The sequence below is a fragment of the Pseudoalteromonas sp. 20-MNA-CIBAN-0454 genome (assembly GCF_040308685.1).
GTDB classification, from domain to species: Bacteria; Pseudomonadota; Gammaproteobacteria; order Enterobacterales; family Alteromonadaceae; genus Pseudoalteromonas; species Pseudoalteromonas nigrifaciens.
In genome coordinates this window covers 30,264-56,301 of sequence record NZ_JBEOOB010000003.1, presented here as the reverse complement: position 1 = coordinate 56,301, position 26,038 = coordinate 30,264, and the positions used below count along the sequence as shown (strand labels likewise).

The 26,038-nt window shown below is 38.3% G+C and carries 19 protein-coding genes; 5 read left to right on the top strand and 14 right to left on the bottom strand.

The window, feature by feature from the left end; all coding sequences use genetic code 11:
* Positions 1-4: 4 nt before the first annotated feature.
* The 3 genes from AAEZ22_RS02155 to AAEZ22_RS02145 form a co-directional block, all read right to left on the bottom strand.
* On the bottom strand, positions 5-1,018 hold the full coding sequence (locus tag AAEZ22_RS02155) for an ArsJ-associated glyceraldehyde-3-phosphate dehydrogenase (protein WP_089369129.1): 1,014 nt from the start codon (positions 1,016-1,018) through the stop codon (positions 5-7).
* A 162-nt stretch (positions 1,019-1,180) separates the two neighbouring features.
* Positions 1,181-1,525 (bottom strand): metalloregulator ArsR/SmtB family transcription factor, encoded by a 345-nt coding sequence (locus AAEZ22_RS02150; protein ID WP_089369128.1) that lies wholly within the window; start codon positions 1,523-1,525, stop codon positions 1,181-1,183.
* A 156-nt stretch (positions 1,526-1,681) separates the two neighbouring features.
* Entirely contained in the window at positions 1,682-2,110 is a 429-nt protein-coding gene (locus AAEZ22_RS02145) for an organic hydroperoxide resistance protein (RefSeq protein ID WP_011329816.1), read from the bottom strand.
* Positions 2,111-2,242: 132 nt separating this feature from the next.
* Between AAEZ22_RS02145 and AAEZ22_RS02140 the strand changes: the two genes are divergently transcribed.
* Positions 2,243-2,677, top strand: a complete 435-nt coding sequence (locus AAEZ22_RS02140; protein ID WP_089369127.1) for a MarR family winged helix-turn-helix transcriptional regulator — start codon at positions 2,243-2,245, stop codon at positions 2,675-2,677.
* Between the two features lie 400 nt (positions 2,678-3,077).
* Complete coding sequence (gene astB / locus AAEZ22_RS02135) at positions 3,078-4,424, top strand: N-succinylarginine dihydrolase (protein ID WP_089369126.1); 1,347 nt, start codon at positions 3,078-3,080, stop codon at positions 4,422-4,424.
* 244 nt (positions 4,425-4,668) lie between these two features.
* Here the strand turns inward: astB and AAEZ22_RS02130 are convergent, their stop codons facing one another.
* Complete coding sequence (locus AAEZ22_RS02130) at positions 4,669-5,535, bottom strand: mechanosensitive ion channel family protein (protein ID WP_011329813.1); 867 nt, start codon at positions 5,533-5,535, stop codon at positions 4,669-4,671.
* A gap of 226 nt (positions 5,536-5,761) precedes the next feature.
* Between AAEZ22_RS02130 and AAEZ22_RS02125 the strand changes: the two genes are divergently transcribed.
* Complete coding sequence (locus tag AAEZ22_RS02125; RefSeq protein ID WP_089369125.1) at positions 5,762-6,760, top strand: DUF4382 domain-containing protein; 999 nt, start codon at positions 5,762-5,764, stop codon at positions 6,758-6,760.
* Between the two features lie 55 nt (positions 6,761-6,815).
* Complete coding sequence (locus AAEZ22_RS02120) at positions 6,816-7,496, top strand: SDR family oxidoreductase (RefSeq protein WP_089369327.1); 681 nt, start codon at positions 6,816-6,818, stop codon at positions 7,494-7,496.
* 233 nt (positions 7,497-7,729) lie between these two features.
* On the opposite strand, the gene AAEZ22_RS02115 is transcribed toward AAEZ22_RS02120, so the two are convergent.
* Entirely contained in the window at positions 7,730-8,029 is a 300-nt protein-coding gene (locus AAEZ22_RS02115; protein WP_089369124.1) for a type II toxin-antitoxin system RelE/ParE family toxin, read from the bottom strand.
* Complete coding sequence (locus AAEZ22_RS02110; RefSeq protein ID WP_011329809.1) at positions 8,017-8,274, bottom strand: type II toxin-antitoxin system Phd/YefM family antitoxin; 258 nt, start codon at positions 8,272-8,274, stop codon at positions 8,017-8,019. Before AAEZ22_RS02110 ends, AAEZ22_RS02115 begins: the two co-directional genes overlap by 13 nt.
* Before the next feature lie 443 nt (positions 8,275-8,717).
* On the opposite strand from AAEZ22_RS02110, the gene AAEZ22_RS02105 reads away from it, so the two are divergent.
* The gene (locus AAEZ22_RS02105; RefSeq protein WP_352295990.1) at positions 8,718-9,848 is read left to right on the top strand and encodes a M20/M25/M40 family metallo-hydrolase; all 1,131 of its coding nucleotides are present in this window, start codon (positions 8,718-8,720) and stop codon (positions 9,846-9,848) included.
* Positions 9,849-10,435: 587 nt separating this feature from the next.
* Here the strand turns inward: AAEZ22_RS02105 and cas6f are convergent.
* From cas6f to AAEZ22_RS02065, 8 genes are all read right to left on the bottom strand, one after another.
* Positions 10,436-11,047 (bottom strand): type I-F CRISPR-associated endoribonuclease Cas6/Csy4, encoded by a 612-nt coding sequence (cas6f, locus tag AAEZ22_RS02100; RefSeq protein WP_352295987.1) that lies wholly within the window; start codon positions 11,045-11,047, stop codon positions 10,436-10,438.
* A gap of 2 nt (positions 11,048-11,049) precedes the next feature.
* Positions 11,050-12,102 (bottom strand): type I-F CRISPR-associated protein Csy3, encoded by a 1,053-nt coding sequence (gene csy3, locus AAEZ22_RS02095; RefSeq protein WP_352295984.1) that lies wholly within the window; start codon positions 12,100-12,102, stop codon positions 11,050-11,052.
* Between the two features lie 14 nt (positions 12,103-12,116).
* On the bottom strand, positions 12,117-14,204 hold the full coding sequence (locus AAEZ22_RS02090; protein WP_352295981.1) for a type I-F CRISPR-associated protein Csy2: 2,088 nt from the start codon (positions 14,202-14,204) through the stop codon (positions 12,117-12,119).
* 4 nt (positions 14,205-14,208) lie between these two features.
* On the bottom strand, positions 14,209-15,438 hold the full coding sequence (locus AAEZ22_RS02085) for a TniQ family protein (protein WP_352295978.1): 1,230 nt from the start codon (positions 15,436-15,438) through the stop codon (positions 14,209-14,211).
* Between the two features lie 92 nt (positions 15,439-15,530).
* Entirely contained in the window at positions 15,531-16,136 is a 606-nt protein-coding gene (locus tag AAEZ22_RS02080; protein WP_352295975.1) for a hypothetical protein, read from the bottom strand.
* Between the two features lie 175 nt (positions 16,137-16,311).
* A complete protein-coding gene (locus AAEZ22_RS02075; RefSeq protein WP_352295972.1) occupies positions 16,312-19,602 on the bottom strand; it encodes a type I restriction endonuclease subunit R in 3,291 nt (1,096 codons plus the stop codon).
* 16 nt (positions 19,603-19,618) lie between these two features.
* Complete coding sequence (locus AAEZ22_RS02070) at positions 19,619-21,016, bottom strand: hypothetical protein (RefSeq protein ID WP_069439104.1); 1,398 nt, start codon at positions 21,014-21,016, stop codon at positions 19,619-19,621.
* 5 nt (positions 21,017-21,021) lie between these two features.
* Positions 21,022-25,980 (bottom strand): AAA domain-containing protein, encoded by a 4,959-nt coding sequence (locus tag AAEZ22_RS02065; protein WP_352295969.1) that lies wholly within the window; start codon positions 25,978-25,980, stop codon positions 21,022-21,024.
* Positions 25,981-26,038 lie beyond the last annotated feature (58 nt).

Below are 26,038 nucleotides of genomic sequence, written 5' to 3'. Positions count from 1 at the left end.
CCTATTAATTTGATTGATCACTTAAACCAACTTTAAGCATTAGCTCTGCAGTACGATTTGCATAGCCCCACTCGTTATCGTACCAAGCGTATAATTTAAGCTGAGTGTTGTTAATTACCATAGTTGAAAGCGCATCTATTATGCTGCTGCGCGGATCGGTTGCGTAATCAATCGATACCAGTGGTTTTTCCTCGTAACCTAAAATACCTTTAAGCTCGTTATTAGCCGCACTTTTAAACCAGCCATTTACTTCATCTTCACTAACGCTGCGCTGCAGTTCAAACACACAATCGGTAATTGAGGCATTAGTAAGTGGTACACGTACAGCATGGCCGTTTAATTTGCCTTTAAGCTCAGGAAAAATATGCGTAATGGCTGTTGCGCTGCCTGTTGTTGTTGGTATTAAACTTGTGCCACAAGAACGTGCTCGGCGTAGGTCTTTATGTGGTGCGTCAATAATGGTTTGCGTGTTGGTAGTACTATGAATAGTGGTTATGGAGCCGTGTTTAATTCCCACTTTTTGTTGCAGCACTTTTACAATAGGCGCTAAGCAGTTGGTGGTACAGGAGGCCGCAGTAACTATTTTGTGCTCACTTGGCTTATAAAGATGATCGTTCACCCCTACTACTATATTTAAAATGCCCTCTTCTTTTACCGGTGCGGTCACCACCACGCGTTTAACACCTTGGGCTAAATACGCATTTAGTAACTGGGTCGTTTTCATTTTACCGCTGGCTTCTATTACTACATCGCAACCAGACCAATCGTTGTCGTTAATGGTTTTATGGTTGCTTACAGTTATATTGTGTTTGCCAACCTCAATAATATTATTAGTAGCAGTAACAGAATGATGTAGACGCCCATGCACTGAGTCAAACTCCAATAAATGGGCATGGGTTTTAGCATCGCCCGCTATATCATTTACTTTTATAAACTCTATATTTGGCCAGTCAACCGCTGCGCGCAGCGTTAAACGCCCCATACGGCCAAAACCGTTAATGCCTACTTTAATGGTCATAATAAAATACCTTTTGTTATATTAATTACTTAATCTGAACTCTGGTTAAGAGATTTACTAACGTATTGAGTCATAGTTATATTTAATTTTATTTTCTCTAGCCAGAGGTTTTCAGTGAAAATAGCTGCTTGAGATAAGTTTATTACCCACAGATCAGGTTACTTAGCAACAGCGCTCAGGGCGATTACCCATAGCATTTAAGCGCTCTAAATCACTTTTGTAAAATGCTGCTGTTGCAACACGTGTTTGCGTAATTACTGTTTGTGCCCAATCTGGTAGTGCCTTATTAATACTGTAGTACACCCATTGGTTTTGTTTTCGATCTGTAAGCAATCCGCATTGGCGAAGCTGTGCTAAATGACGTGACACTTTAGGTTGGCTTAAATTAAGTGCCGCAACTAATTCGCAAACACATAACTCTTGCTGATCAGCAATAAGCAGTATGGCCTTTAACCGTGTATCGTCCGCTAGGCATTTATAAAATTGCAGGGGGTTGAATTGTTCCATAGCGTCCTCGTATCGTTAATATGTACACAATAAAACAAAAAATGAATATATGAAATAGTGAATATACGATTTTTCGTATATTTATTTTTATGACCTCAAAAACAAAAAAGCACACAAGGTTATTGTGTGCTTTTTAAATATTAGCGAGTGCCGTTATTAAATAACCGACAGCTCAACTTCAATATTGCCGCGTGTTGCGTTTGAATATGGGCATACTAAGTGCGCTTTATCTACAAGCTCCTGTGCTTGCGCTTTATCCATATCACCCAGCGACACCGCTAGCTTAACTGCAATACCAAAACCACCGTCAATAGCGCCAATCGACACTTCTGAGTTAATGTGCGTGTCACTTGGCAGAGTAATTTTCTCGCTGCCCGCTACAAATTTAAGCGCACCAATAAAGCATGCCGCGTAACCTGCTGCAAATAGCTGTTCAGGGTTAGTTCCTTTACCATCATCGCCGCCTAAGCCTTTAGGAGTTGATAAATCTACATTTAAACGACCATCATCAGATTTAGCAGTGCCTTCACGGCCACCGGTTGCAGTTGCTTTTGCTGTATAGGCAACGTTTTGTAATACATTCATAATGAACTCCAAAATTTAAAAAATTAATTAACTTATTTAGTTTGTGTGCAAAATAATAGAGCAACTAAATATAGATTGCAAATACTTTGCATGCAAATTAAAATGCACTTTATTCAGCAAAGAGGTTAAAGCATGTCATTTGAGCAGTTAAAATTAAAAAATCAGTTATGTCATCGTTTATATATGGCCTCTAATAGTATTGCTCGCGCTTATCGGGAGCCGTTAGCTGAGCTTAATTTAACTTACCCGCAGTATGTAGTAATGATGGCATTGTGGGAGCAGGACCAAATAACCATTGCCGAGCTTATAAATAACACCGCGATTGATGGCGGTGCAATGACCCAAATACTAAAAAAAATGACCGACAAGTCATTACTTGCCGTAGTAAAAGACGAGCACGACAAGCGCAAGCGTTTAGTGCAACTCACTCAACAGGGGCAATCACTAAAGCTAAAAGCGGCTGATATACCTAGCAAAGTGCTGTGTAAATTTAATAACGTAAATACAGAGCAAGCAAAACAACTAATGCAGTTACTCGACTTAGTCGTTAACGATTTATCTGATTAATGCATAAACCGTTTAAAATAGCGCGTGTATCAAATAAGTGCATACAGCCCAAAAAACCCACCATATAAGTGCAAAAAGCTAGCAACTTTTTTATATAAAACACTAATTCATTGATTCGTATTCATAAAATATTCAATTAAACGTTGGCATACTTCTTCCTATTACTTTATGTGTTTAAAAAAAATCAAAGGAAAAGCTATGTTTAATTTATATCACACACTTTATTTACTATGGCGTTTAGATGTTAGTTTTTGGCAAGTAAACGAGCCAAATAATCCGCGTACTACCGCTGATAAAGAGCGTATTCTCAGCCGTTAAGCTTTTCTTGTTGGTGTCGCTTTGCAAGTAAACCCAATGCATTGTATTGTTAGTTCTATTAAACAATTTATTTGGAATGTGTATGCCTGCCTTAGAAGTTAATTTTGATGGTTTAGTTGGCCCTACTCACAATTATGCGGGGTTATCGTATGGTAACGTTGCTTCGTTAAATAACGCCGCTAGCTTTTCAAATCCCCAAGAGGCGGTACTTCAAGGCCTTGAAAAAATGAAAGCCATGCACGATAAAGGCTTAACTCAAGGTGTATTTGCACCCCATGCACGCCCCGACTTAAATATACTGCGCCGCCTAGGGTTTAGCGGTAACGACGCGCAAGTTATTAATAAAGCTTTTAACGCCGATCCTATTTTATTACGCGCATGTTATTCAGCCTCAGCAATGTGGACAGCAAACGCCGCTACTGTGTCGCCATCGCCCGATACAACCGATGGTAAAGTGCACTTTACCGCTGCAAATTTAAACAATAAGTTTCATCGCTCGTTAGAGCCTGCCACCACAACGCGGTTGTTAAAAGCAATGTTTAATAACCAAAACCACTTTGCGCATCATACCCATTTACCCGATCAAGGCTTTTTTGGTGATGAAGGTGCAGCAAACCACACCCGTTTTTGCGACAGCCATGGCGAGCAAGGCCTAGAAATGTTTGTGTTTGGGGCCAGTGCATTTAACAGCCATTTACCAAAACCGGTTAAATTTCCTGCAAGGCAAACCCTCGAAGCCTCAGAAGCTATTTGCCGCTTACATAATTTAAAAGATACCAGCCAAATTTTACTGCAGCAAAACCCAGATGTGATTGACCAAGGGGTGTTTCATAACGACGTTATTGCTGTAGGTAATGCCAACGTACTGCTGTGTCATCAGCAAGCATTTTTAAATCAGCAGCAAGCATTGCAAGATATTCGCGAAGCCTACATTGGTAATAAACAATTTTATATTATTGAAGTACCTACAAGTAAAGTAAGTATTCAAGATGCAGTTAGTAGTTATTTATTTAACAGCCAGCTAGTAAGCCTAAGTGATGGCTCTATGTTATTAGTAGCGCCAAAAGAGTGCCAACGTAATAGCGCGGTTAACGACTACATTGAAGAAATGATCATGGCCGATAATCCTATAAACCAAGTACGCTTTTTTGATTTACGCCAAAGTATGCAAAATGGCGGCGGCCCAGCTTGCTTGCGTTTACGGGTTGCTTTGAACGAGCAAGAACTCGCTGCAGTAAACCCAGACGTTATTTTAACCGACACTAAATACACGCAATTGTGTAACTGGGCACAACGTAACTACCGCGATCAATTAGGTGCTAAAGACTTTGCCGACCCAGCACTGCTGAGCGAAAGTTACCAAGCACTTGATGAGCTAACCCAACTACTTAATTTAGGCTCAGTGTACGACTTTCAATTAGAAGGTTAATTACTTACTTAAGCTAAATAACCTGAGCTCCGGATAATAAACTTATCTCAAGCAGCTATTTTCAGCGCTAACTGCGTTGAATTCACTGAAAACCTCTGGCTAGAGAAAATAAAATTAAATATAAATATGATTCAATACGTTAGTAAATCTCTTAACCAGAGTTCAGGTTAAATAATTACAAACGATACAACAAAAAATAGCGAGCCTTAGCTCGCTATTTTTATGTGTGCTGATACTGCTAATATTAATCTACTTTTGCAGTGTCTTTATTAATTGTAACGCTTGTTGCTAGCGACTCAGGTAAGTGCAAAGTGCGCTGCGGGAATGGAATTGTTAGCCCTGCTTGCTCAATAGACTCTTTAACGCGCTTATTAAGATCCCACACTGTTTGCCAGTAATCACCATTTACAGTCCATGCGCGTAATTGTAGGTTTACCGAACTTTCGGCTATAGATACCACCATTACTTTTGGCGCTGGCTCTGCTAGTAAACGCCCTTCTGAGCTGGCTATTTGTTTAAGTACATTTAAGCCATCGTCTATTGAATCGGCATACGAAATACCCACTACAATATCCATGCGTCTTTTACCGTTACGGGTAAAGTTTTTAATATTACCACCCCACACTTTGCCGTTAGGAGAGGCTATATAAAGGCCGTCGGTGGTTTTAAAAATAGTAGTGAATAAGTTTATTTCGCTCACCGTACCCGATGTACCACTGGCATCAATAAAGTCACCTACTTTAAAAGGTCTCAGTATTAATAACATAATACCTGCAGCTATATTACTTAACGTACTTTTTAACGCCAAACCAATTGCTAAACCTGCAGCGGCCATTAGTGCCACTAAACTGGCGGTATTGACCCCAAAAATATCTAAAATAAATAACGAGCCAATTATATAAACCAAGTAACTCGAAAGGCGAGAGATAATAGGCAGCAAAGTTTTATCTAATTTATTAAGCGGCGATTTAGAGCCATTAACTGCTCTTTTAACAGCGCGGGCAATTACGCCACTGGCAATTAAAATCACCAAAGCTAAAATCACTTTGTATCCTAAAGTGATGATTGTTTCTGAATGGCTTTGCCAAAATGCTAAAAGTTTATCTTTCATGTTTGTTCCGATAAATGTGGCTGAAACTCAGCAAAATTATGGTTAAATTTAATAAAAACGACTTCAAAAGAAGTGGCGCGAGTATATAGTAAAAAACAATTAAATCGATAAAATTAAAAACCATTTAAAACAGCATGTTAAAAGTTCTAACTCTTCATATTTTTAATTCAATTTAGGTTAAGGGTTAAATACATACACTTAACAAATCAAATAAAAGGAAACAAGCATGAACTTTAAATCAACAATATTAAGTAGCGCTATTATTTTTGCCTTAGCAGGCTGTGGCTCATCAAATGACGAGGCTGAAACAACCCCACCGCAAGCAAGTGATAAAACCACTTTTAGCTTAGGCATTTCCGACGCACCAGTCACTGGTTTAAAACAAGTTAACGTAGTGTTTGATTCAATAACAATTAAAGCCCAAGCAGGTGAAGAAGTTAGCTTTGCAACTCGCTCTAAAAACGATTCCACCTTAGCGCAAATGGTCAATTTACTAGACTATACGGGCGACGATATTTTTCAATTACTTGACGATCAAGAAGTACCTGCTGGGGATTATTCGTGGATCCGCGCACAAGTGATAAACGGCGACACGAACAACCTTAGCTTAACATCTCACGTAGTTTATGAAGACGGCAGCATTGCACCGCTTATCGTAAAAAGAAAAGGTAACGATGGCGTGGGTGAAATTCAGCTAGATGGCTTTACACTCAATCAAACCGACAACGAGTTTGTATTAGAGTTTGATTTAAAAAAATCGTTAGTTGATCCACAAAATAATGACGAAATATTTTTAAAACCTCGCGGTGTGCGTTTACAAAACCTTTCTGAATCACAAGATATTGAAGGCTCTGTAAGCCAAACACTTATAAACAATTGCGAGACTGACAACATTGGTCTTGCCGCTGATGATTCATCATTTGGCCATGCTGTTTACCTTTACTCTGCGCAGGCACAAACCCCAACAGATATGCATGAAATAGATGACCAAACGCCTGATAACGCTCCGCTGGCGACTGCCAATGTTGTATTTGATGCGGACGATAATGAATACGAATTTGAACTCGCATTCATAACACCAGGCGACTACCAACTTGGTTATACGTGTAGCGCACACATAGACGATGCAGAGCAAGTAGATGCAGACTTTAATATTTATCAACTGAAACAAATTAGTCTAACGCAAGCTGACGATTTATCAGTCAATTTTGACATAGCGCAATAACTGCATGGCGCACATTGAGCTGCGCCTTCATTCATTTGTTAATAAGGAAAAAACCATGGCAAAAGAGAAAATAGTACTCATAACCGGCGCTTCTAGTGGCATTGGTGAAGCAACGGCAAAAACCTTAGTAAACAACGGTCATAAAGTTATATTAACCGCCCGTAGAGAAGAGCAACTTAACCAACTTGTTGCCGAGCTAGGATCAGATAACGCAATGGCTGTAGCCGCAGATGCCACCGACTTTACCGCGCTCGAAAACGTAGTTACCAAAGGCATTGAAAAGTTTGGCCGATTAGATGTAGCCTTTGCTAACGCAGGCATGGGGGTTTCAACTGCTGGCACTGAAAAAGGTGATCCGGATGAGTGGTCAACCATGATCGATATAAACATTAAAGCCCTATTGTGGAGCGCAAAATTAACACTGCCATATTTACGCGAAACCACCGGACACTTCATTTTAACCAGCTCTGCTGCTGGCCGTAAGCCAATTGGCGGCTCTATTTACGGTGCAACTAAATGGTTTGCTTATGGCTTTGGACAAAACTTAGCTGAGGAAATGAGTGAGTGGAATGGCCGCTGTACAACCATAGCACCAGGTATGGTAAATACCCCATTTTTTGATGAAGCTAAACCCGACAAACTCGACCCACAAGATGTCGCTGACGCAGTACTTTTTGCTATTGAAGCAAACCAGCGCAACAGCGTACGCGAAATTTATTTAATGCCGACTAATTAAATGTAGCTTGGTAGATTTTGGCTGTCAGGTTTAATACAAGTGGTATTAAACCTGGTGGTTGCTTGTCCTAAATATGGGCTGAGAGCTGTTTAAGAGAAAAATTTTGGTCGTTTAAAAGCCCTGTTATATTTTTTAAACTGCACTTGTCGCTCTATTTTAATTTGCGATTTTCTTAGTAATCAAGATGGATTCAGCCAAATTTTCATACTAGTGGATTTACTTGTTAACCGTATTTAATTCTGTAAAAGAAACCTGCGTAAATCTCGCTCTTGTCGCATTACATGTAAAATATAAACCTTATCATTTTCAATTTTATAGAAAATACGACACGGATTAACAATAACTTCTCGGTAGTTTAAGTTATTTAGCTCAGCAGGCCTTTTACCTGATTCTGGATGATTTTCTAACCTTGATACTTTCTCAAATACTTTTTGAACCAATTTTTTAGCCACAATCAGATTATTTAAAGCAATATATTCAGCAACATAATTTAAATCATCGAGAGCTGGAGATGTCCATATTATTTCAGCCATTTACTCATTTTCTCTTTTGCTTCTTGATTAGAGAATAAATGGCCATTTTTAATAGCTTGTTCACCGCGCGCTACACCTTCAAGGATTGCTATTCGTTGTTGCATGAATTCATAATCATCAACATCAACTAGATAAGCAGATGGTTTACCATGTTCTGTAATTAACACAGGCTCTTTTGAAGTATGAAGATCAGCTAATATTTTAGTAGCTTGGCGTTTAAGAGTCGTAACTAGCTCAACTTTCATAAAAAATCCTATCTAGAACTTAAGTAATGTATCACTATAGTATCACAGCAGCCGGAGGTTACAACGGCACGACTAAAAATTAGCCTACGATATTTGTCATTTCACAAATCGAAATACCCCTATATTACAAAAACTTAACCAAGCTATAAAATAAACAACTGTAAACAGTTAGTTAGCTTCGCCTTACCTTTTCTAAATGTAGCAAAACCCCAAAATGGTGGAGTTCAGTAATATCAGACGTATAGCTGATTAATTATACCCGTTGATTATTAATTAAGTGGTTATATTTAAATACCTGTGTTTAAACTAATAACGCGTTCACCCTTAAACTTGTAACTCGTTATTGCTTATAAAATTAGTTAAAAATCACAATCTACTTCTATTGAATCCTTATTAATTTTACTTCATATTAAATACTCTTATTTCTCACTTATTATGCTGTTATGTCATTTTTAAAATTTAGCCATGCAATCATTCTCACACTTGCTAGTACCTTACCGCTTATAAGTCATGCTGCGCTTGATAAAAATGAGCGTGAAATAGTAAAACAGGTCGATAAAAACATTCCCCAAGCACTTAAAGAAATAGAGCAAGCCGTAAATATTAATAGCGGTTCGCTTAATATTGAAGGTGTAAAAAAAGTAGGCGCGCTTACAAGCGAGCAACTTAAGGCCATTGGTTTTAAAGTAGAATGGCTGGATGGCAGTGCGTTTAACCGCGCAGGGCATGTATTGGCTACCTTTGAGAGTAAAAACCCCGATGCAATAAAAATACTGATGATCGGCCATCTAGATACAGTCTTTGCCAAACACGATGATTTTACAACCTACAAACAGCTTGATGCCGATACAGCCAGTGGCCCAGGCGTTGCCGATATGAAAGGCGGTAACACGATAATAATTACCGCACTTAAAAGCTTGCAAGCGCTTAACTTACTTGAAAATGTAAGCATAAAAGTAATACTCACTGGCGATGAAGAAAGCAGCGGTCGTCCGCTTAGCTTATCTAAACAAGCCATTGTTGATGCGGCAATGTGGGCAGACGTTGCTTTAGGCTTTGAAAATGGCGATAACAATATTAAAACCGCCATGGCGGCGCGCCGTGGTTATACCGGCTGGACGCTAAACGTAAGTGCTGCAGCGGCGCATTCGTCGCAAATATTTAGTGATAATGTAGGCTATGGCGCTATTTACGAAGCATCGCGTATTTTAAATAGCTTTAGAGAACAACTTGCCACACAACCTAATTTAACTTTTAACCCAGGGCTTATTGTGGGTGGCACAAATGCCGACTACGACAGCGCTAATTCGTCAGCAACTGCGTTTGGTAAAAGTAATGTAATAGCACAAACCGTACATATAGCAGGCGATTTACGCGCACTTTCACCAAAACAATTCGAAAACGCAAAAAGGTCAATGCAACTCATTGCTAGCAACAGTTTAAATGGCAGTAAAGCAGAGCTTATTTTTGAAGACGGTTACCCGCCAATGGCATTAACTGATGGCAATAAAAAGCTATTAGCATTATACAGCGACGTGTCGCTGCAAGCGAAGCGTGACAAACACTGGCTATAAATATCAACCACTTACAAATAACCTAAAACCATTCATTGACACAAAATACAACCATACAATGACATAGCGAAGTGGGGTTATCTATACACTAAAACAAAAAACCAGCCTTAAGCTTCAGGCTGGTTTTTAAACTTCTAACTACTGCCTTTTCGATATTTACATTAGTGTAAACATCGAAACTATTATTTTTATCTTCGGCTGCCTACTCGGCAGGTTACCGCAATGCAGGCGCGGCAGATATTTCGTTTGCATTATCAGCTACCTATACGGCAGGTCACGATATAGAAGTCTCGTCCTTATCCCCACAAATATTCTCAGCTGCCTATACGGCAGGTCACGTTCATCAAAGGCATACAAAAATACATTCTGCATTCTCAGCTGCCTATACGGCAGGTCACCTTAATAACCTCGATAAACTATTTGAGTTAAAATTCTCAGCTGCCTATACGGCAGGTCACTATAAAAATAGCTAACCTTATTTATATAATTCATATAATTAAAAAGCAAATTCAATTTTACCCATATTTTTATATGTTTGCTCAGAGAGTATTAATATCAATGACTTATAATAACGCTATAAATAAAGGTTAATTACTATCTATTAAGGGTGATAAATCAGGAACCGTGCCTTTAAACTTTTCATTTGAGGCAAACCCATAATTACTAAAGTCTGGCTCTGCTTGGCAGTCGGCATTTTGCTTTTGAATATGCAGAATATAATCCTCTTGTGAGCTTTTACTAGTCATAGCTACCCTGTGAAATATATCAATCTCTCTTGGAGCTTCGATCTTTTTAGGATTAAAATTTTCACCTCTTGCTAAAGCTCTTTTTTGCAGGCGCTTTAATCTTCTTCTACTTTCACCTGTGAATATTTTTGCTACCGCCTGATTACGTATAAAACATACTTCTTTGCAGCTGTCAGGAACGGCTAAAATTTGGCTTATTTTAAAAAAGCCACAATCTTGCATGTCAACAAAATATGCTTGCTCTTTAAGGCTGTTTAAAATCTCCATGTCCTTATGAACAAAAGCAATTACATTGCCAATTGATGAATCAGACCACGCAGGAAACGTAACTCCCATCCCTTCAATATTATGCTTTAAAATAAACCCATGCATAATAGAAATACAACGGCCAGTAAGCAGTGCTAAATTAGCTTGTTTTGGTAAAAAGTGGATTGTGAAGTAATACCTTGCCATAACTACGCCTTTTTAGCTTCCGCTTTTTTCTGGAACATTCCACCCTTAATCAATACAGAAAATAAATAATAAATAGCTGGGTCTATATTTTCATTTTTATTAGTAATGCAATTTTTAAGGGCTGACAAATACCATTCAGTATTTTTAAAAATAGAATAAAAGTTCTGCTCAGAATTGGGAGGACGTCGGGCAATGCCTATTTCTTTATCTGCACCAAACTCATGCACACGTAACCTTTTACTTGCATCCTCATCCCACCAATCATCTATTGACTGAAGCGCCGCACCTATTTTTACTGAATTAAAACTTACAGCGTAACGGCCATCTGCACATTTAGCTTTTACAAACTGTTTAGAAGCCTCTCCTTGCTTAACTTTATCGTTAAGAATTTGGCTTGGGTAAATCTCTTGGCAAAATGAGGCTTCTATTTTCGCGGTTATATCAGCACTCCAAAACACATTGGGATCAGTTAATGCGCTCTCAATTTCATTACTTAGTTCTTCTAATACTTTTTGATCATCAGAAGTCCATTTGCTTTCCCAAGCCAGCTTACGAGTGTTATCGATTAAGTAACAATTCCCTTTGCTGGTTTTAATTTCAATTTGAGTGTTGCCGGTGTTTTGATTACGCCAAAGCCATGTACCTAATAAAATATTTCTGCAATAACGAGTAGCTAACTCTTTATAACCACCACACTCTTTAAATGTTTCTGCCAACTCTTTTAATAAAGAAAAAACATCTGGATCACTACAGCCTGAAGGGACCAACGAGTTAGCCTGTACTCTCAAAGAAAACCGACAAAATATATGTTCCACATTTGGAGGTACATAACACTCTTCAAGAGTTAATATATTATTATGTGTTAAGTCCTGAGGTGAAATGTTTTTTGGTAAAAACTGCGGGGTGAATGCTTCAGTAAAACCAGATTTAGGGCCTCTAATTTTATTAATATCAGCTTCTAGGGGAACAAAGTTAGAGTCAGCCGTTTTATAAAAAAACACAGCTTTACCAGGATAAAGCGAGCGATCATATTTCAATATATTACATAGTTCCATTGAGTACCTTCCGGTCAAACCTTTTTCATTAGCATAAACTTTTCTCGCGCATCTAGCATCCAAAAAGATGTTTTAAAATAATTGCTAATACCTTTTAACCTAATGCTAATGGCAGTTTCGTATTTCACCACTCCTATTGCTGGTTCAGCATAACAATGTAGTTTTTCAAGCGCTCCTACTCTAGCTTTGGGTTCAGTGAGTAATAAATATCCCATCATAGATGGGCTCAATTTAGAGTCATTATTTAATAATAAGAGTAGCTCATCTAAATCCTCTATTTTGTGGTCAGTTGGCATTACCCAACAACCTGATAAAGGGAGTCGCCTAAGCTTTTCAAACAGCTGATTTTCATTACTATACAAACAGCACCAATTTACGTTTGAAGTAAGCTCAGGCTGATGCATAACACCACCTGCAAAGTTAGATGGAAAATGCGCTTTCAAAATATCTGGCTCACTATCTACTGCTTGTAAATCATCATCATAGCCATCAATATGTACTATTAAATCAAATGCCAAGTCACAGTATTTGCCATCAATAATTCCTGGGCGCTTAAGCTTATTTTGCTGAGCGCCTTGCAGACTGAGTTCAGGAAGCTTTTTCCCTGCAACCGCAGCGTAATCCTTAATAAACCATGAAAAAGATGTGAACCGTAAATTTGTCCCAAGCGCCTCATTAAGTTTTCTTTGGTAGCTATGAAGCATGCCCCAAACAGCGGTTAAAGATGGAATACCTGAGCAGTAAGGGTTTGATAATGCTTGCGCATCAAACACGCGTATACCGCTTAAATGTAGATAACGATAATGTTCATCATCTTCTTCAACCAGTTCGTTTTTTTGATTTGTAAGATTAATAAGTAGCCATTGTAAAGCTGCTTTCAAAGGGCTCATTAATTTAGGGTGGAAAGCATACCTTTGTGTCATGCTCACACTGCCAAGCATTTCATTTAGTAACCTAAATAAAGGAATCGTTAGCGAAGGGAGTTCGTCGTCGGGCAGCGATAGTATTTTATACTCTAGTTGGTCTGAAATACTCTCAAGTTCTTCTAAGTCACCTCCACTCTCAATAAAATCTAATCGCCACTCAAATACAGGTGAAAACCACTCTAAAAGCGTACTTCTTACTTCTTTAATACTCTTAACTTTTTGTTGTCTACGCTGTTTAAGAGCCAGCGCATTATTACTAAATATAATACCTTCTAAAGCTTTAATTAATTCCGGCTTTAATAGTGCCTCAACATTTAATACTGTTTGCCCATTATTAAATTTAAATTGCCGTGAATTACTTAAACCATGATATTTAGTTCGTATATCAGGAGGGTAGTTGAGCACATTGACAACCCCACCTAACGAGGCAGCTAACATACTGACAGAAGCTGGGCGGGTAAACTCTAATTTGGTAAATCGAGCTTGTTTTTCAATTGCCGCCTGCTGAATTTTTGACTGGACCACATGGCTAATTACAGGCGTAACAGCCAAATAACTATCATGATAAGGCATTCTAATTTGGCGAGAGTAGCGGTCAACAGAGCCTGGAATAACTTCTTCGTGCAACTCCCCTTTAACTGTTCCACATAAACTTTTATAGGCCTTAACTGATAACCCCAGAGAGGTAAATGCGGCTTTCCAGTTATCCGAGTACGTAGCCAATACTTGTGCCAAACAACAATCTTCATCTTCCCATTTAAAGTAACTAATAAATAGTTTAGCTACATTCACCTTAGCTGAGTCATGTGACCAGCCATAGGCTTTAGGATAGTTAGCACTACTCAAAACATAAGAGTGCAGTAGTAGAGGCTCTACAGCTAAATTTTGCTTACTTACTCTAATATCAGGGTACTTTAAATTATGAGTATGAAACCACGCTATTTCCTTAATACATTTATTAATATGATCTTCACTTTTTAAAGCCTGTTTTGCTAACTGCTTATCCAGTAAGTCATCAACTTGGTTTTTTCGGTAAGTCAGGTTTAACAAAATAATCAGAGCAGTGGCTTCGCTGCCTGTTATATCAATCGTTGTTGTGTAAGGGTTAAAAGCACGACGTATCAACCTATCTCGCTCAGCGATGTCTGTAATCTCTAACAGTTCTTTTAAATGCATATACTCACCATGCCGACAAATACATTCTAGTTTTATCATTTCCAAAACTAGTTTTGTACTCTATTACTCGCCTTAAAAAAAATACGCCCTTGTAAGGGTTGATTCGCTGGTTCATTTTATGACGAAATGCTGTCTGCAAAATACCATCCTGATACAATCTATAAACCTGCTCTATTGAAGTGCCTAACAAAGTTGCAGCCTCCAATACACTTACTAATAAATCGGCTGCGTTTGGTTTTTTAGTTTTAGGGTTACTCTCAACCAAAGTAACTAAATAATCTAATAGAGCCCTATAAATAAAGTGAAGCTCCTTCTGCTTTTGAGTATTAGGGCACGACAAAATAGCATCACCGAAAATAAACTTAAACTCAGTCTTATTAAACAAATCTATTAGCTTCATTTCTGCATTTTTACTTAATTCATCAAGCTCTTTGTAAAAAGCTGTAGGCCACTTATTAAAATAGCCCACAACATCGTCTAAACAAAAGTTATCTGTTTGAGAATATCGCTCCTGATACCAAAGAAGCGCAGCAAAGCGTTCTGTAAGCGTGGTATTATTAAATAGCGGGTGGCTTTCATTGCGCTCACTTTTATCCAGCAATTTATTTAAATGCTCAATATCTAATGCATTTACAGGCGATGTATTAGCGCAAGACAGCTCAAAACCGCATGAACAATGAGTGATTGACTCATTTTCTATGTAGTTAATTGGAGCGCAGCATTCAGGGCAGTTATGTAGCAAAGCACGCTGATGTTTAGTGCATGCATTTACCCACTTTATGTGCCAGCTTTGTTTTATGTAAGCTTCTTCGACAAGACATTGTGGACATACCGGAATCGAATCAACGGCATCTTCTGGGTGGTAACGAATAAATTTCTGGGGAATATCTACGCCATTTTTGTATAAGGCAGCTGAGGAGTTAAATTTAATATCTGACTTTAACAAAGCCAGTTTTTGTAGCTCGTATCGAGGTAAATCTAATAATGTTTCGAGTAAACCTAAAGCCCGCATTCTAAAGTGGCTATTGTGCTTGGCGTGGTAAACGTTGAGCCTTTTTAAATCTATCGGGAATGCACCATGCGCCTCAAAATCTAGTTCATGAAGCTCTTCGCGAATAGCTAAACTTAGTCCTTCATACGAGTCAAAAAAATTCTCTGACACGACGCGTAGCAAGTAACTTTCTAGCGACTCATCAGAAAATGCCCGAGCCTTGGGAGAAAATAGAAAAGCCATCCAACACCTAAAAACTTAGAAATCCTAAGCATTAAATTAAACTATTTTAACAAAAAAACAAGTCAATTCATCAATTTTGATAAAAGTTATATTCAGTCAAATTCACTATCCTTTGCTAACGACCAACCAGCTGCGTACAAAATACTTTTATCTCTTATGTAATGATTAATTGTATTTTTGTCGATAACAACTTCTGAACTTCTTACTTTAGGAATTTTTAAACTACTTTCCACACCTAATCCGATTGTAGGAATAGCTTTCAACTGCTCTTTTTTCTCTTCTATAGGAACCTTTCGCGTCTTCGGAGTTTTATATGGTTTTGTTTCCTTTCCTTTTTTTAGTTTTAGTTTTGGTTTACAACGTCCAGCTAGCTTTTTATTTTTGTGTTCAATGAAGCGTTTTTTGGCTGCCTCTAAATCAATACTTTTAATAAAGTTTTTTAAATCAATAATATCTAACGAATTACTATTAATAGCTTTTTGATGTTTAACCCTTATTTTCTTTCTTATAACGGGTGTTAACCGACACTGGTAGGCTCTTAAGGAGGAGTAGAATTTACCTATTGACTCTTTATTTATTATTGACTCAATCAGTTTTTCGAATAACAATTCTGCTAACTCAGCTTTATGATCAGCAATAACTTTTTGCTTTTTTGGAACCGCACCTAAGATTAAAAGTTGCTCTTTAATTATACTCATCTGTTTCACACTCCCTGTTTAGTTGTATTTTGACTTTAATGCATACCAATCAACAAAAAAGTTTCATACTCTCAAAAAGCTGTCATTTATTGACAAGACCAAGTCAACTACTCAAAATTTAATGCGGCTTATTTACTATCAATAACGATGCGCATCCAAACCGCATGCTAACAACTCAAGCCTCTTTATTTGCCTTTACATTTTGCGCTTGCTCAAATATTTCTTTATAAACTTCATCGCGACTAATTGGTGGGTATTTAAATTTAGCTAACACTAAAATTAGCTCTACTTTAAGTGATGATTTAATATCATCGCGGTTATTCCAATCAACAAATTTTACCTTGTCGTCTACAATTACTTTTACCGCTTGGGCAAGCTCAATTAGCTTATCTTCGGGGTAGTCAAAGTCGTACTTAACCGCTAACATTTTTAGGGCGTCGTAAAAGCCTTTTTCTTCAATATCAATGCCTAGCTCGTCACCGGCGTTCATTTCGTTGCGTACGCTGTAAATCATATCAACCATGCTTTCTGAAAATTCATCAAGTACGCTACTTACCAGTACGTCATCTTCTTTTCGCTCGTTGTAGCGCTGTACCAGCGATTCAAAGCGTTTAGTAAAGTCGATACCTTGGGTTTGGTTTACTTTTTTAAGCTCGCCTATGGCTTTGGCTAGCATTTGTTGCAGTATTTTTATTTTGGTATTGGGGAGTTTTATTTTTTCTATTTTGGCGATGTAGTCGTCATTAAAAATGTCGATTTCGCCGCCGTCTTCATTGCCGAGTTTAAATACCTCTTCTACACCGTCGCTTTGCAGGGCTTCGCTTATCATTTCACGAACTTTGGCGTTCATTTGCGCAGTATCGGGCGCTTCACCTTTGGTTAACTTGTAAATAATAGAGCGAATGGCAAGGTAAAAGTGAATATGGTTACGCTCACTCTCGTTAATTTTTTCACTACCGCAACATACATCGTAAGCGGCTTTTAAACGTTTAACTAAATCCATAAAGCGCTTTTGGCGCTTTTCGGTAATTAGCGCAAACTCAGCTGCGTGGTTTAAACAATTAAGCTGTGCAACGGCTTCGCCGGTAAAGTACGCGCTGCTGTCAAATTTATGAAATAGCTCTGCAAGTAACGCTAAGTGGTTTTTTACTTCTATAACCGAGGCGGTAATATCTTCAAAATTGGTTTCGTCTGTTTTTGAATACTGCGCTAACGCTTTATTCATTTCAGATTTAATACCAATGTAGTCAACCACTAGGCCTTTATCTTTACCTTCAAACTGTCGGTTAACCCGCGAAATAGTTTGTATTAAGCTGTGCTTTTGCAGTGGTTTATCAATGTACATGGTGTCTAAAAATGGCACATCAAAACCGGTTAACCACATGTCTACCACTATGGCTATTTTAAAGTTTGAATTTTTGTTTTTAAATTGCTTATCAAGCTCTTTACGCTCGTCTTTACTGCCTAGTAAATTATATAAGCGGTCTACGTCGTCTTTGCCACGCGTCATCACCATTTTTACTTTTTCAGAGGGGGCGGCAATACGGCCTTCGCTAATAGCGCGCTTTCGCTCGGTATCTGATAGTTTTTGCGCGTCATCGGTATCTACTACATCAAACCACTGTGGGCGCAGTTCTTCTAGTTCTTGATACAGCTGATAGGCAATCCCGCGCGAGCTACACACAAACATAGCCTTTCCTGCAACCGTAGAGCCTTCCTCAGTGCGTTTCTCATAATGTTCAACAAAGTCCCTTGCTAACACTTTAATGCGGTCAGGATCGCCTAGAATACTATTCATGTTAGCGGTGGCTTTTTTACTGTCCTCTATTTGCAGCTCGTTACTGCCTGCATCGGCGCATTCTTTGTAATAGGCTTCAATTTCTGCCAGCTTGCTGTTGTTTAAACACACCTTGGCAGCGCGGCCTTCGTACACAATGCGTACGGTTATTTCATCTTTAACCGACTCAGTCATGGTGTACGAGTCAACCACTTCACCAAATACATCTAAAGTCGCGTCTACTGGGGTGCCTGTAAAACCAACGTAAGTGGCATTGGGCAGTGAGTCGTGCAGGTACTTTGCAAAACCAAAGGTCTTTTTTACACCCTTCTCGGTAATAGTAATTTTTTGATCAAGATTAACTTGGCTACGATGCGCCTCATCAGAAATACAAATAACATTAGTGCGATCAGTTAACAACTGAGTGTCTTCGGTAAACTTATGAATAGTCGTTAAAAACACACCGCCACTGTTACGGCCTTCTAGTAACTCACGTAAGTGAGTACGGCTGGTAACTGTTTTTACCGTATCATCGCCAATGTAGGTTTTAGCATTACCAAATTGCTGCGAAAGCTGATCGTCTAAATCGGTTCGGTCGGTAATTAAAATAATGGTAGGGCTTTTAAGTTCAACGCTTTTCATCAATAAGCGTGTTAAAAATTGCATGGTGTAACTTTTACCGCACCCCGTTGCGCCAAAGTACGTACCGCCTTTACCATCGCCTTGTGGCTTTAAATGCCGTTTGATATTTTCGAACAACTTATTAGCCGCATAATATTGCGGGTAACGGGGTACAATTTTTATCTCTTTTTTGCCTGAATCGGGGAAGAATACAAAGTTGCGCATGACATCGCGCAAACGCGCTTTGTCAAACAAGCCCTGCAATAAGGTATGTAACGAGTTAATACCCTCTTGCGCGGTTAGCTCTTGCCCCGTTACCTTACCCCACGAGTAAAAAAACTGATATGGCGCAAATAAGTTACCCATTTTATTGTTTACGCCATCGCTTATAACGCACAAGGTATTAAACACAAATAACTGCGGAATAGCTCGCCTGTAACGAATAGTTAACTGCTCATACGCTTCAAATATTGGGGCTTGTTCGCGTATTGCGCTTTTAAATTCAAACACCACCAATGGCAAGCCATTTACATATAAAATGCCATCGGGAATACGCAGTTCAATATTGTCGTAGCTTGTAGGGCTTTCTATTTCTAGCTGGGTAACAAAGCGATAAATATTGTCGTCTTGCAAGTAAGTCACGCTGGCTTCATTCACATTATCCAAAGCAGCCATAGCATTCCCTGCTATTAGGCTACTTTTAATGCCTTGTTCAACGTTGTCGTAATCTAGCAGCTGAACATACAAATCTTTTTGCGCTGCGTTGCCTGCTACTCTGCCACGCTCGCGACTCAATAAAAAGCCATCACTTAGCCACTTACAAAAGGTTTTATTGCTCTCGTATAAATCGCTGGCAGGCAGCTTTTCAAGCTTTGCAATAATTGAATCGACTTCGCCGGTGGTAATTTTATTTTCAGCGTAGCGCTTGGTTAAAAAAGCACGGAGATCTTCTTTAATTAATACGTCGCTATTATTACGGGTAAGCTCACCACCTAGTAAATGCGGGTAACCTTGCTCGCCTAATAGCTCAACCACCGCTTGTTCTAATTTGGCTTCAGTAAATTTCATAATTCAATCCTTTGAGCTAGCTACCTGAGTTTAACAACCCTAATAAATTAGGCTTATCATATGCTGCTGAGCCTTCTAAGTAATCATCTACAACACTAGATACCTGCTTAATTAATTGCTTATTTCTAGTAAAAAAACCTAAAGGAATATGTACTGGGCTTAAGTCTGGAATTAAAAGGTGATAGCAAACCGCTGCAAACTCATTATCCAGTAACATAACTTCAACATTGCCATCAAATAAACCGTTTAAAACACCTGAGCTAGTCGGTAATTGACCAAGCTTATGCTTCCACGCTTTACTTCCATTGACTACAGCATTAGGCCTGTCATCACATGGTAGGTACATCATAAAATCATAACAATTTTCGTTCTTATTCTTTTGATGCGACATCAAACTGTCTTTGGCTTTAGTAAAGCTTTCACTCATTCCCCAATAACGCGTATTCGCCCCAATCCATTTTAATTTTTTTAGTCCACCTTGCTTTTTTGAAGGCTTAAGTCTCTTTAGGTGCTCCTCAATCTTTCTCCACGGCTGACTACTATAAAATGAACCTATTAATAATTCATATGGCTTACTCCCTGAAGTATCAGCCATCTCCGCAATTATTGAACGAAAATCAATTTCACCACTTTTAACAAAACGCTCTACTGACATATCCTTAAACGCATCCCAAGCACGTTTAATGCTCTGCAGGTTGTCACCCAACCTAAGGTTATCCGTATCCTGAGCTATAGCTTGACTAATTGCCTCATCATTCTCATATATCTTATTAACATAAAATGGCTTAACTTTATTATCAAAATCTATTTCAAACTTTCGTTTTATTCTATGGGCAACACTTCTTTTTCTTGTTACTTTATCTACGGAGTAAAGGCTTGGTAACGAGTTGCCCTCAGTCCTAATTTTGCCTAAGTCACCCGACTCAACTAAACGGTGAAAATGTTTACTAAACATGCTTTTTGCATGCTGTTCGCTCATGCTTTTAATCTCATTATTAGCCGCTAACCTAAGCCCGGTGTTCCATCCCCCATGTTGCTTATTTACTTTATTAAATCCTAGTAGTTCAAAAGAAATCATCGATGGACGAGATTGAGGCTTTTCAACCATAGGTTTATCGTCTAAAGAAGAAAAATACCCCTTACTTAATACAGTCAGAGATAATCTACCATCCTCTAAGTAAGTCACTTCATTTTTATTAATGGGCTCCTCTAAAGCTACATCAAGCTCACGTGGATTGAATCCAAAAAACGATGCTAACTCAAATTTAGACAATGGAGATATATGCAAAGCACGAAGTAAAAAATCTTTTGTAAACGGAAACCCTTGCTTACTCAAGTAAGAGTATTCAATACGATATGTTTCAGCAGGAACAATATAATCAACTTCGTTAAATTCTATATAATTATTTTCCATAACAATTACACCGCCTTTTTATGCTTTTGAGGGGTTACATCAACGAAAGCATAATCACCTAGGGCGTTATTTTCTTCCATAAATTTAATTACACGACCAAACGGTAAGTCGCTATTTTTTCCTTGCCACATTCTCTTATCACCTACAATAACAAGTCTGTCCATCGCTCGCGATAATGCAACGTTTATCCTGTTTGGTAATCTTAAAAAGCCTGAGCTTTGTCTTTGTTCAGAACGTGACACTGATAAGATAATTATCCGATTTTCTTTACCTTGATAACTATCAACAGTATCAATTTTCAACAGCGACATAAGTGACTCTGAAACTCCTGCCTTCTTAATTTTTTGTCGTATACGCTTTTTCTGCTCGCCATACATACAAATAACACCAATAGCTGCTTCACCTTCTTTTACTTGTTTACTAAGATTGTTAACAAACTCCTGGTTTTCATCAACTTGCTGTAATAAATCCACAATAGCTTGAGCTTCGGCATCATTAAAAATACTTGTACCAGAGCCTTTTTGGTGATGTGCTTTTTTTCCTAATGAAGAAGTATCTAACCACGTTGTAGCAGCATCTAATCGGGGAGGAACATCTGCGTAAATATCTGGAATTTTTCGTTCACCATTCTCAAGCTCGCCTCTATAAAAACATTGCGATACCAAAGTTCCAATGGCGGGAGCCATTCGATATTGCACTAGTAATTTAGCGCCTATCTGCTCACCGTAATAAGAATTAAAAGCTCGAGCAAAGTCACTTTCAATTAACTCATCAACATCACTGCCCGATTTAATCCCTAACTTTCTAGCCAGTGCTTGCTTATGCGGCTCTGAATACAAAGGGGGTAGTTGTTGATGATCACCAACCAATAAAACCCTTTTACCGGCTTGCATGGCAATTGCCAATTCACTCGCTATTGAGCGTGCAGCCTCATCAATAATAACCCAATCATACTGGTTACTTGCAATATCTATATGCCAATTACCTATACCCACACATGTACCAGCTACGAGTTGGCGAGACCGAGCAAAAAATTCATCTAAGTTTGCATTACCAGAATTCATTACTTTTAGCATATCTTTCGATAATGCTGTTAAACGCTTAACGCTATGAGCAACATTAGCCTGTACTGCATGCTCATAGTTCAAGTTCTTAACTAAGGTATCGCCCACTGTACTTAAATCGTCGTGCCAATCTTTATTCGTTCTGATATCTCTAGGTAATCGACTATTAATTAAAGTTTTACGTTCGTTGATTTGCTTTTTAAGCTCTTTTTTATCTTTCGGCTCTAACTCTTTGTTCTCTAGTTCTTTTAATGCACTGAGTTGTTCATCAATAATCGACAGAACTCTTTTATCTAGTTCTACAAACGCCTCTAAATATTCTTTAGGTGCTTTTAATGATTTAGCTAAAGACATTACACGGTTTTTTAAATGAGAAGAAAATTGCTCCGCTTTTTTATTAACCATATTGGGTGAAAACACATCTCGTAGCGAGCTAGAAACAGCCGCCTCACGGCTACTAAACCTCACCACATCTAACGGAGTATCCAATCTGCTACAGTGTTTTCGAATACGTTCTGCCGCAGTATTTACCGCCTCGTGTGATTGGCTAACTAATAAAATACGCTGCGTCCCTAGCTTTTCTACCAAGTAATGTACAAAAGCAGCAATAAACTCTGTTTTACCTGTGCCAGGTGGCCCTTGCAGCATTGAAAGCGGACCATAGCGTAATAACTTTTGAAACGCGATTCGTTGCTTATCGTTTAACTTTATTGTGTTGCCATTATCATCGCTTCTGTCGTAGCGAGCAAAGTCCTCGCTTGTAACATTATGTTCGTAATCAATCGGATCGTGCTGGCAATCAGGCTCAAAATAGTCGGCTAAATTTTCAATAACTGAGTCGTTTTCAATTATGCGGGTAAGCGCATTTTTACGCTTAACAAAAGAAGACTTATCGGCCTTACTCCTAAAAAATATCACATCCTCTTCTTTTAGTCTTTTAGCATGAAATGAACTATTTGAAAGTGTCGCTTTATTAAGCCCTGATTTTGATAGATTCACTTGGCCAATAATAAACTCATCATCCCCATCAACGATATAAGCTTCAACATCGTCTTTTGCAGTAAAAGCATCTAGCGGATCTTTGTCTGCTTCATACGGCAAAATAATAAAGTCTTTATTGTCTTTGTAAGCCATTGGCTCACTGGCAAGCTCAACATAAGGATGAGACTCCGACTCTGTTTGTATAATAGCTTTCCATAACTCACGTGTAGAAATTGGCTCAACTGCACTTTCATCACTTTTAAGCTCCGAGCAAACTAATGATTCAACGCGATTATCGCTCGTAGAATCAGCAGGTAAGTTGGCTTCTTTTCGTTTTAACTCAAACTGCTTGATTGCATTTTCGAAGCTATATAGCTGCTTAATTCTACGATTTAAAGTATCTAAATTACTTGCCCTACCTTGTGTAACTTTAATTGCAAAAGGCACCTCAAAGTCTGCACTAGTAACATCTCGCCTTGAAATACTTTCTCTTTTAATTGGCGGCATACCGTGTTCAAATTCAAACTGTGTTCTATTAAAAAATAACTTTTGTATTCCACCTAAACCGCAAAAACTTAAAACTAAGTCTGCTGGGTTTTTATTGCTTTGTTCAATTGATACATACAACTTACCGTTATCCGGATAAATAGTAATATCTTCAAAATCAGTACGCGCGCCACCAATCTCAATATTTATGGTTTCAGCTTTAACTTCTAAACTTTGTTCTGGATTTAAAAAAGCGTCCTCAAAGCGCGTAAGCTCCTTAAAACCATAATCAACATCTTGCAGCTCTTTAATTATTGCAGTGCTTACTGCAGGATGGCGTGAACTTTCTTCACCCCAGTCAATTCTCAATAACTCTGCGCATATTTTCATAACGGCAAAATTATCTCGCTCAAATGCCGTGCAGTTTTCGCTATTTATAGGGCTATATTCTGAGTTGTATACCTCGTTAGCATCATGATGAAAATCGAGTACATCAATAATAAAAACATCGCCGCCATTAACTATAATATTCTCTGGTTTTAAATCACCGTGAGCAAAACCAAGTGAATGCATATGCCTCACATTTGATATAAGAGTTTTGGCAACAATATCCGCCCCCCTAAACCTCAAGCTTGTATCAAGGGTGCTTCCTTCAATCCATTGTGCAACCAAATATAAAGCGCTATCTCGTGCGGTTATACCAATATCAACTATTTTTGGCACAAAACTCAAATTCAAGTTTTGTAGTTTTTCAGCTCGCTCTAAAAAAAATAGCGTTCGCTGGCCAAGCCCAGGGCTTATATCGGTTGGATTAATATTGTTCCAAACCTTAACTAAACCACTCTCGGCTTTGTAAACTTCTTTACTATCGGTTTCTTTAATAAACTCAAGTTCAGGGTGTAATCTGCTTATTTTGCTATGTTGTACAAAACGTTCAAGTTGATTACTCGAAAACGTAAATGCTTCTTCTTGGCTTGGCGCACTATCAATTAACGCATCAAATAACTCACCTGCATTAGCATAGCTTTTATCAGAAAACGCATTAAGCAATACAGAGCCAAACCACTCATCACAATCACTAAGCTGTTGAGATATACTTTCCTCAAATTTAGGCGTTAAACGCTCTGCCTTAATAATTGCCCAAGCAATAATGGCTAAACGAGAAACGTCATGGCTATAAGGGCTTCTAAAGCTTTCTTTCTGCTCATAAACCGAAAGCTCATCACGTATTTCACCAACCGTTTCTTTTTTACGCTCAAAAGCCGAAATAAAATTAGAAAGCGCCACACGCTGCCCTGTGCTCAACCACACACTATGGCTGCCAATATCTCGGTGGGCTAAATGTAATTGGTGTAAATCAGCAAAGCGGGCAATTAACACTCTCACTAGGTTTATTCGCTCATCAATTGATAAGTTTTCCCCGTAGGTAGTAATAAAATCGTTAAGACGCTCTTGCCCTTCGGGTAGCTCAACTACCTCGTTGTATTGTGAAGTTATTTTATCTTTAGATGGGATAGTAAGTGACGATACGCAATGATCGTATAAGTCACGGTTTTCACGTTTTATTTTGGTTAATACTTCGCGTTCACGCGATACTATTTTAAAGCGGCCATCCGGCGTTTTAGCCTCTGTATTGGTAAGCTTATCAAACTCCCAACGACGAATAATGGCATGATCGTTTTTATCCGACTCACTCTGCGCATAAAACTCTGTATAAATATTATTAGGGTGTTTAAATATTTCGTCTTGCCCAACCCAGCCATCAACCGTTAATGGCTTCGATTCTACTTTACTAGCACTGAGTAACTGTTTTTCTAATAAAGAAATATCGTTAAGTAAAACGGCAGAATCTGGATGAGGCCTAAAACGATCATTAAAAACATGCTCATTAGTACATAACTTACAAAAATCATTTAAGCTCATCGTCTCGGCTAAATCATTTTTTTGTAACTTAGAAAAGTCACTTGTACCGGTCATAACTACTAAAGGGTATACACGCGGTATATGCTGACCATTGCTAAATTTGCCTCTAAAAGGCTTGAGTAAATTATCTAACAAAAACTTTTTATTACGGGTTATTTCAACAGGCGACTTGCCTCTGTCATCATTACCAAAAAACCATTTACCGTTATTAGAGGTAATAGGTTGTCCATTCCAATGCTTTAATTCAACAATTAAAATATTGCAGTGAGTTACAATCAGTAAATCTATTTCGCCTTGCTGATTTTTATTAATAAACCTAAAACCTGCATACCCCTTCCAACCTTCATTGAAAGAGGTTTTTAATGTTTTTAGCGCTTCAAAACCTTGGCCTTGTTTATTATTTTTACCCTTGTTACTTTGTTTTTTTGGTCCAGTTAATACATTTTTTATTTTTTCAATTGCATCAATTTCATGGCGTTCAAGGCCGCCCTGCCAATATTTTATATCCATATTTACTTCTTATTGATTCTAATTATTTAAATTGTAGTTACTTAGTTGTACTTAGTTT